The 7,782-nt window shown below is 43.5% G+C and carries 8 protein-coding genes; 3 read left to right on the forward strand and 5 right to left on the reverse strand.

Annotation, left to right across the window (positions count from 1 at the left end; all coding sequences use genetic code 11):
- Positions 1 to 251: 251 nt before the first annotated feature.
- Both JUI58_RS04905 and JUI58_RS04910 read right to left on the reverse strand, forming a co-directional pair.
- On the reverse strand, positions 252 to 920 hold the full coding sequence (locus JUI58_RS04905; RefSeq protein WP_204102632.1) for an ABC transporter ATP-binding protein: 669 nt from the start codon (positions 918 to 920) through the stop codon (positions 252 to 254).
- 63 nt (positions 921 to 983) lie between these two features.
- Entirely contained in the window at positions 984 to 2,912 is a 1,929-nt protein-coding gene (locus tag JUI58_RS04910) for a S9 family peptidase (protein WP_204102633.1), read from the reverse strand.
- 70 nt (positions 2,913 to 2,982) lie between these two features.
- On the opposite strand from JUI58_RS04910, the gene JUI58_RS04915 reads away from it, so the two are divergent.
- Positions 2,983 to 4,290 carry an AAA-like domain-containing protein gene (locus JUI58_RS04915; RefSeq protein WP_204102634.1) on the forward strand — a complete coding sequence of 436 codons (1,308 nt, stop codon included), beginning with the start codon at positions 2,983 to 2,985 and terminating at the stop codon, positions 4,288 to 4,290.
- Here JUI58_RS04915 and JUI58_RS04920 read toward each other — a convergent pair whose 3' ends face one another.
- Both JUI58_RS04920 and JUI58_RS04925 read right to left on the reverse strand, forming a co-directional pair.
- Positions 4,291 to 5,460: an SPOR domain-containing protein gene (locus JUI58_RS04920; RefSeq protein WP_204102635.1), complete on the reverse strand. Its 1,170-nt coding sequence runs from the start codon at positions 5,458 to 5,460 to the stop codon at positions 4,291 to 4,293.
- Between the two features lie 37 nt (positions 5,461 to 5,497).
- Positions 5,498 to 5,692, reverse strand: a complete 195-nt coding sequence (locus JUI58_RS04925; RefSeq protein WP_204102636.1) for a hypothetical protein — start codon at positions 5,690 to 5,692, stop codon at positions 5,498 to 5,500.
- A gap of 300 nt (positions 5,693 to 5,992) precedes the next feature.
- Between JUI58_RS04925 and JUI58_RS04930 the strand changes: the two genes are divergently transcribed.
- Positions 5,993 to 6,274, forward strand: coding sequence for a hypothetical protein (locus JUI58_RS04930; protein ID WP_204102637.1), 282 nt, complete (start codon positions 5,993 to 5,995; stop codon positions 6,272 to 6,274).
- A gap of 63 nt (positions 6,275 to 6,337) precedes the next feature.
- Here JUI58_RS04930 and menB read toward each other — a convergent pair whose 3' ends face one another.
- Positions 6,338 to 7,171, reverse strand: coding sequence for a 1,4-dihydroxy-2-naphthoyl-CoA synthase (gene menB / locus JUI58_RS04935; protein ID WP_204102638.1), 834 nt, complete (start codon positions 7,169 to 7,171; stop codon positions 6,338 to 6,340).
- A 314-nt stretch (positions 7,172 to 7,485) separates the two neighbouring features.
- Here menB and JUI58_RS04940 point away from each other — a divergent pair, with 314 nt between their 5' ends.
- Positions 7,486 to 7,683, forward strand: coding sequence for a replication restart DNA helicase PriA (locus JUI58_RS04940; protein ID WP_204102639.1), 198 nt, complete (start codon positions 7,486 to 7,488; stop codon positions 7,681 to 7,683).
- The last annotated feature ends 99 nt before the right edge of the window (positions 7,684 to 7,782 follow it).

A 7,782-nucleotide genomic window follows, 5' to 3' on the forward strand; every position in this document is an offset into this window, starting at 1 on the left:
ATTTCGAGGGTATCGAACCCTCAAAATATACGCCCCGTTTCCTCCCACCACCAATCTTTCAGATATGGTGGGGGTCTCCACGGGGGTTTCTGATGAAGAATTAGACGACTATCTGAGTTGGATTAATCGCACGATTCGCAATCTTTATTTAACGCAAAGTTAGTCAGGGTTATTATTTTGTCGGGTCATCGCAGTATTACGGAAGAAATGCGCGATCGCCATCCACAATTTTAGCTGACGAACCCCACCAATTATTTTTCCTCTTTTTCTAATCTCCTTTTCAAGCGCTGAGGATCGCCGCGATCGCCAATCTTCCCCCTCTCTAACAAAAATGCCCCATCACAATAATCGAGTTCATTTAAGCGATGCGTTACCCAGAGAGCAGTTAAGTTACGTTCTTTCACTAAAGTCCGAACTTGCTGCACTAACTCAATTTGAGTATCGGGGTCGAGAAGTGCCGTAGGTTCGTCGAGAATTAAAACCTGGCAATTTCTGGCAATTTCCCCCGCGATCGCAATGCGCTGTTTTTGGCCGCCGCTTAAAGCATAGATCGGTCGTCGCTGCAAGTCGAGCAATCCCACCGCATTGAGGGCTTCTCGAACTCGTGCTAAGGTTTCCGGATAGGTTAAATTTTCCCGAACCAACCCAAAGGCAATATCTGCCCCAACTGTGGGCATCACCAACTGGCGATCGGGGTTTTGGAAGACAAAGCCGAGGGGTTGAATCGTTTCAATATTTCCCTCTCGTGGTTCCAATAAACCCGCAAGTAAATTGAGTAAGGTCGATTTTCCGCTCCCATTTGCCCCCAAAAGCATCCAAAATTCTCCTTGAGGAATGCTGAAGGAACAAGAGTCTAAAATTGGCGTATTAATTTGCCAGTTAAAGGATAAATTGTTAACATTGATAGCGTTTTGGGACACAAAATTAGTTGATAGTTGATAAGAAAGAGAACAGGAATAAGAGAGAGAGAAAAACTTCATCTCTCATTCTCTATTCATAATTTTAATCGGTTCGATCGCCTCTGCGGGTTGAAAACCAAAAACGCGAGAATAAAAGTAAAATTCCCCATCTAAAGCGCGTTTAATATTTTCAGCGCGACGAAATCCATGTTGTTCCCCTGCAAAAGAAACATAAGCAACAGGTAGCCCTTTTTTCTCGATTGCTTCCACCATCATTTCTGCTTGGTTGGGGGGAACAACTTCATCTTCTAATCCTTGAAAGAAAATGACGGGACAAGAAAGGCGATCGGTGAAATGAATGGGAGAACGTTCTTCATAAATATGTTTCTCTTCGGGATATTTCCCAATTAAACTATCAAGATAGCGAGACTCAAACTTATGGGTATCTTTGGCCAAAACTTCTAAATCGCTAACTCCATAATAGCTCGCTCCTGCTTTAAAAACATCTTTGAATGTTAATGCTGCAAGGGTAGTATATCCTCCTGCACTTCCTCCCGCGATCGCCAATTTGTCCCCATCTACTCGTCCTTCTTTCACCAAATATTGTGCCACATTTGTACAGTCATCAACGTCAACAATGCCCCATTTTTTCTGTAAGCGTTGGCGATATTCTCGTCCGTATCCCGTACTTCCTCCATAGTTTACATCCACAAATGCAAAACCGCGACTCGTCCAATATTGGATTCTCAAATTAAAACTTGCTGATGTCGCTGCGGTGGGTCCCCCGTGACTTTTAACTAATAAAGGAGGTAATGTTCCTTCTGGGGGCTGATAATCTTTATTCTGGGGAGGATAGAACCACCCATAAGCAGTTTTTCCTGCTTCTGTGGGAAAGGCGATCGCTTCAGGAAGAGAAAAATAGTCTGGGTTACATTCAATCGTGCTAGATTTCTTTAAAGTCTTACAATTCAGTGTCTTTAAATCCAGTTCGACAAGTTGGGTGGGTTCTGTGGGAGAACCTCCGATAAAATAAGCGCGTTCTCCTGCTGCTGTCACGGAATGAATGCTGGTAAAAGGAACATCTAAAGTGTGCAGTTTTTTAGCATCTGGATCAAGTTTTGCTAAATAACTGCGACCATTTTGGGAATAGCTACAAATAATTTCATTTTCAGTTAAAAATGTATAAGGTTTTTCTCCGAAGACCCAGTGAGGATAACCAAATTCTGCCTCTTTGTCGCAAACACACTCAATTTCACCCGCTACAAAACGATATAAATTCCACCAATTATTGCGATCGCTAACAAAATATAAAACACCTTCGGGACTCCATTCGGGGGCGCAAATTGACTCTTCTTCCCCCCCTGCAATACACTGCACTTTATCTAAAGTTCCATCGGTTTGTAGGGTTGCAATCCATAATCTTGTCCCATCCCAAGGCATATTGGGATGATTCCAATCAATCCATGCTAATTGAGAACCATCGGGACTCAAACGAGGAGAGGTATAGAAGTCGCTTCCCGATACCAGTTCGCAGACTTCTCCGGTGTTTAAATTGACAGTTGATAAGGTATTTTTCGCTTCTCCTTCTCCTGCATGGTCTTCGCAGACACAAATAAGGCGATCGCGTTGAGAATCTAAAATTGCATCAGCATAGCGTTTTTGAGCTTCAGGAGTTAATACTTGCGGTTCAGCCATTGGAACTTGTTGATAGAGTCGTTGGTCCGTAAAATTGGAGAAATAGAGGGTTTCTGCGGCAATTAAAAACGCCCCTCCACCGTACTCGTGAACCCGAGTGCGAACATTGAACGATCGCGGGGTAATATCTACGGCATCCCCATCGGCAGTTCCTTGTACAATAACATTCCGTCCCCCTTCTGAGGGTCGTCCCTCCAACCAATAAATCGTTTCTCCCTCGACGAAAATATCGATTAAGGCAGTCATTCCCGATACAATAAGGTCGGCAGTAATGGGAGATTTCCATGCACCAAAGGGGGCGATTTTGGGTTGACTCATCGCGATCGCTACAATTGTAAAATTAGTTATTTAATTTTATCGTATTTAACTGGGTTAAATAAATATAAATATGAAATTTGGTGAAGTTGAACTACTACAAATTGCCGATCGCCTCCTTTGCGATCGCACCGGGGAACATTTAACAGATATTGAGGCGATCGTTTTGCAAGGGTCCTGGCAAAAGAAAAAGTACGAAGATATTGCCAGCGAGGCCAATTTTAATCCCGACTATATTCGCGGTACGATCGGGCAAGAATTATGGCGAAAACTCTCCGATGCTTTGGGAGAAAGGGTTGAAAAGCGCAATTTTCGCACAACATTAGAACGACATTGGCAAGACTGGCAAACTTCTCATCCTCATGCGCTTTCTGCTGTCAAGGAAAAGATAGAAATTGTTACAAATTCGCGAGAATTAGAACGTCCTCACATCGAACAACCGTTTTATTCAGCTTTATCCCAAGCGGGTTGTTTAGTTCGGATTAAAGCACCTTGGCAAATGGGGAAAACTGCTTTGATGACCAAAGGATTGAATTATAGAAAGAGTCAAGGCGATCGCATTGCGAGATTGAGTTTGCGACTAGCAGAAGCGTCAGATTTTGCTAGTTTAGAGAGTTTTCTACTTTGGTTTTGTACCAGCGTTACAGAAATTTTAGCAGAAGAGAATCAAACTGTAAAGCATTGGCAAAGTAAGTTAGGCAATAATAAAGTTAAGTGTATGACCTATTTTGAAAAATACTTACTTGACGATGAAAAACCCTTGGTTATTGCCTTAGATGATGTCGATCGCATTTTTCCCTATACTCAGATTGCAGGAGAATTTTTGGGAATTCTCAGAACATTACACGAACAAGCAAAAACAAGGAAGATTTGGCAAAATTTATCTTTGCTAATCGTTCATACTGAGTTATATGAACAGTTAGAAATTAATCAATCTCCGTTTAATGTTGGGACGCAGATTTCTATCCCCGAATTTACCTCAGAGGAAGTTTTAGAACTGGCAAAATTACACGGTTTAGAATGGGAAGAGAAACAAGTTAATAATCTTCGGGAATTAGTCGGAGGACATCCTTATTTAGTACAGCAATCTTTGCTTGACTTAGCGAGAGGAGAAAGAGATTTTGTCACATTGCGAGAGAATGCGATCGCCGATGGGGAAATTTATGGTACTCACTTGCGTCGCTATCGTCGCTATTTAAAACAACTCCCTCACGAAATAATTGCCATATTTAACAAGATTTATAGCGCAGAAACTCCCCTTGAGTTGCAATCTTATCAGGATAAAGAACAAGCACAGAAATTGTATTATTTAGGCTTAGTTCAGTTTTGCGATCGCGCTGTTTTTCCCCGCTATCAATTATACCGAGATTATTTTCATTGATTACTGGCGACGATAAACCGTTGCTTTAATTCCCTGTTGTTCGAGACGCGAAACTAGAGATTGAGCATCCTTTTCTGAAGAAAAAGCCCCCATTTGAATTTGCGCCCCTTGAGGGAAATTACGAACATAAGATTCGGGAACGATCGCCCGCGTTTGTTGCAGAGAAATCCCTCCCGCATAATCCACAATCACATAATGGAAGCGATCGCCCTGACTAGGAGCCCCAGGTGCATTTTCAACCACCGGATCCGGGGAAGACTCTGGAGAAGAACTAGGAGAAGGGGTTGGTGTAGCCTCAACAGCAGGGGGTGCAGGGGATTGAACCTCGGGGGATAATAACGCCGTCGTTAAATCCGAAGCCCCTTCAGGAGATGAGGGAGTCGCCGTTGATGAATTAGCGGGGGATGATGTAGGCTCGGGAGTCGGTAAAGTGGGAGAAGTTGCAGAATCCGGCTTGGTTTCCACCGTACTGAGAGAATCCGGATTCACAGGCTCAAATTCATCCGTTGCTAAATTAGGACCCGTGAGATTGAGAGGAGAAGGTGAGGGAGTTGTACTGGGTGACGGCTTCGACGTTTCTGGCGCGATCGCCGTATTCTTCCCATCACTATTTTCCTCCCCAGCCAAGCGCGTCAAGAGATCGGGATAAAGTAATGTCACCCCCAATAGAGTCATCGCTGTTCCCAAAACTAACACCGAACCCACTCCCATCGGCGTTAAGATGCGATCGGCGAACCCTTTCTTCTTCTCTACCGGTTGCTGTGCTTCAGCCCTCGCCACATTTCGCAAAAGTTCTTCTGAAGAGGCTAAATATTCTTGTGGGGCTTCCGTATCCGACCCCGCAGAAACCCCTGCTTGAGTCTCCGCGTCGTTTGCAGTAGGTTTTTGGGTAAAATCAGCGATCTGATTATCAATCGCTTTATTGGCGCTTGTTTGACCCTCTGCAACCCCTTTTTGTTCTACCACAGGAAGCACCGCCATGCCAGGTTTTGGAGGTTGAGGATAACTAACTTGCGGGCTTGTACCGGCGCGATCGGGTTGCTGCGATCGCCCTTTGCGATAGCGTGCTAATTCCGCTTCAATCTGTAGATCTAAACAGCTTAAAGCCCCTTCTAGTATCGGACTGAGGTTGGGGGTCGCCGTAGATTCAGCCTTAGTATTTTGACTCATAATGAACTCTCGAATCAATAACGGACTCTCACTCAATTTATGATACCTCGTCCTTTTCTCTTGCTGTTATTTTTTCTGCTGCGATCGGAAAAATAATTCTGGGGATGAAGGTATAGATTACTACAACTTTACTCCCCACAAGTGCGATCGCCAATTCATTTCCAGATTTACTTACAACCCAGAGAAGCGATCGCTCTAACTCAGCAATATTGCTGGTAGCACGCAGAACCAAAACACACCATAAAGAAAATATTAAAAAAATTCTAGAGTACCGACTCAGAGGTTATCCTAGCCTTAATGGTAAAGGGTAAATTCTGCAAACGAGGGGTTTTAACATAGTTTTTAGCTTGATCCCCAATAGTTTTAACCTAACGCCAATCCGGTTTTAGTAACTAAAGTTTACATAATTTATCAAGGGCAGGCAAAATTTGTATCTATTTATTACATAATGATGCAACCTTCCGGAAAGCGAACCACAATGGAAAAGATAAAGCCTTAATAAATCCACTTTTTAATAATTTCAATAATGCTCATGAACACAGAAAAACTTTTAACATCTGCCTGTCGCTGCTGCACTTTTTATTCTCCAGAAGGAAGACGAGGAGGAACGTGTCAACAACTTGGCGTTCCCGTCAAAGGATGCTGGAAGGCTTGTAGTTTAGCAGCACATCCCTTTGCCAAGTCATCTTGGCAAGATTGGGATGCGGGAATCGTTCATCTCGAACATTCTCTGAGTTTAAATTGTTCAACAGAAAGTCAAGGATCGCCGTCAACTCCTCCCCTTCCCGTCACTTCTCAAACCCAAACGGCTTAAAGAATTTGGCCAGTTCATTATTCACAGATCGTTCTTCCTTCCTAGTTGTTCATTAATAATCGATTAAGGTCGCCAAGGATATTGACGAAAATCAGGTTTACGCTTTTCTAAAAACGCTTGTTTGCCTTCGCTACCTTCTTCTGTCATGTAATAGAGCATTGTGGCATTACCCGCGAGTTCTTGTAAGCCGGCTTGTCCATCACAGTCAGCATTAAATGCAGCTTTAAGACAGCGAATGGCGATCGGGCTTTTTTCCAGAATTTCCTGCGCCCAGCGAATACCTTCCGCTTCTAATTGGTCTACAGGAACGATACAGTTGGCTAAACCCATGTCCACAGCTTCTTGTGCGTTGTATTGACGGCATAAAAACCAAATTTCGCGAGCCTTCTTTTGACCGACAACACGAGCCAAATAAGAGGCACCAAAACCACCGTCAAAACTGCCAACTTTAGGGCCAGTTTGCCCAAAAACTGCATTATCAGCAGCAATAGTTAAGTCACAGATTAAATGTAGGACATGACCCCCACCGATCGCATATCCCGCAACCAAGGCGATGGAAACTTTCGGTAAGGAACGAATGAGACGCTGTAGGTCCAAAACGTTCAAGCGAGGAATACCGCTATCATCCACATAGCCCGCTTCTCCTCTTACGCTTTGGTCCCCTCCAGAACAAAAAGCATATTTTCCATCTGAATGAGGTCCTGCACCCGTTAAAAGCACAACCCCGATCTGACTATCTTCCCGCGCATCGCAAAAGGCATCGTAGAGTTCAAAAACCGTTTTGGGACGAAACGCATTTCTTTTGTGGGGGCGATCGATGGTAATTTTGGCGATCCCATCAAATTTATGATAAAGAATATCCTCGTAAGTCTTGACAATTTGCCACTCAACTGACATCAATTTTAATCCTTGTTGCAACATCTCTTCCAGAATACAAGCTGAGGATTTTTCTGATCAAGGCATCAAGGGAAGCGATCGCCTTTTGAGGGGGTGTTGCGATTACTGCATGGGAGCATTAAGGGAAATTTAAGATTTGTTCAATAAGTATAAAATGCAGGATTTTATAGCGAGGGAGGGCTGGGGATCACGGGGATCACAGGCAATGCCCCAGATAAAATAGATTGACAAACTTACTTTATTTTGATACAATAAAGGGAGAATAAAATGTTTAAAAACCAATAAAAAACCGAGTTAACAAGGAAAATTTAAAAATGTCAAGAATGGAAAGAGTACACTGTCCTAACTGTGGCAGTTATGCAGAACGCCATTATTTCTCCAAACATAAAATCGTGCAAACCCAGTGTCCTGCTTGCGATTATCTCCTAGTGAGTTGTTCTCGCACGGGTTCAGTGCTTGAAGCCTATGCCCCTGGCATTACTATGCGTTGTCGGTCAATAACCCACCGCTAACACTTTGGGTATAGCGGGGGCTTGAACCAAGCCCATAGTTGACCAGCCTAAGTTCTTGGGAACTACGTTTTTTAAGCTATCACACCCTCAAATGCGTCG

The organism is Spirulina sp. CCY15215 (assembly GCF_016888125.1).
Lineage (GTDB): Bacteria > Cyanobacteriota > Cyanobacteriia > Cyanobacteriales > Spirulinaceae > CCY15215.

Excerpts from the sequence above, each read along its gene's own strand:
- JUI58_RS04910 (WP_204102633.1), bottom strand. The coding sequence starts at position 2,912 with ATGAGTCAACCCAAAATCGCCCCCTTTGGTGCATGGAAATCTCCCATT.
- JUI58_RS04915 (WP_204102634.1), top strand. The coding sequence starts at position 2,983 with ATGAAATTTGGTGAAGTTGAACTACTACAAATTGCCGATCGCCTCCTT.
- JUI58_RS04920 (WP_204102635.1), bottom strand. The coding sequence starts at position 5,460 with ATGAGTCAAAATACTAAGGCTGAATCTACGGCGACCCCCAACCTCAGT.
- JUI58_RS04930 (WP_204102637.1), top strand. The coding sequence starts at position 5,993 with ATGAACACAGAAAAACTTTTAACATCTGCCTGTCGCTGCTGCACTTTT.
- menB (WP_204102638.1), bottom strand. The coding sequence starts at position 7,171 with ATGTCAGTTGAGTGGCAAATTGTCAAGACTTACGAGGATATTCTTTAT.
- JUI58_RS04940 (WP_204102639.1), top strand. The coding sequence starts at position 7,486 with ATGTCAAGAATGGAAAGAGTACACTGTCCTAACTGTGGCAGTTATGCA.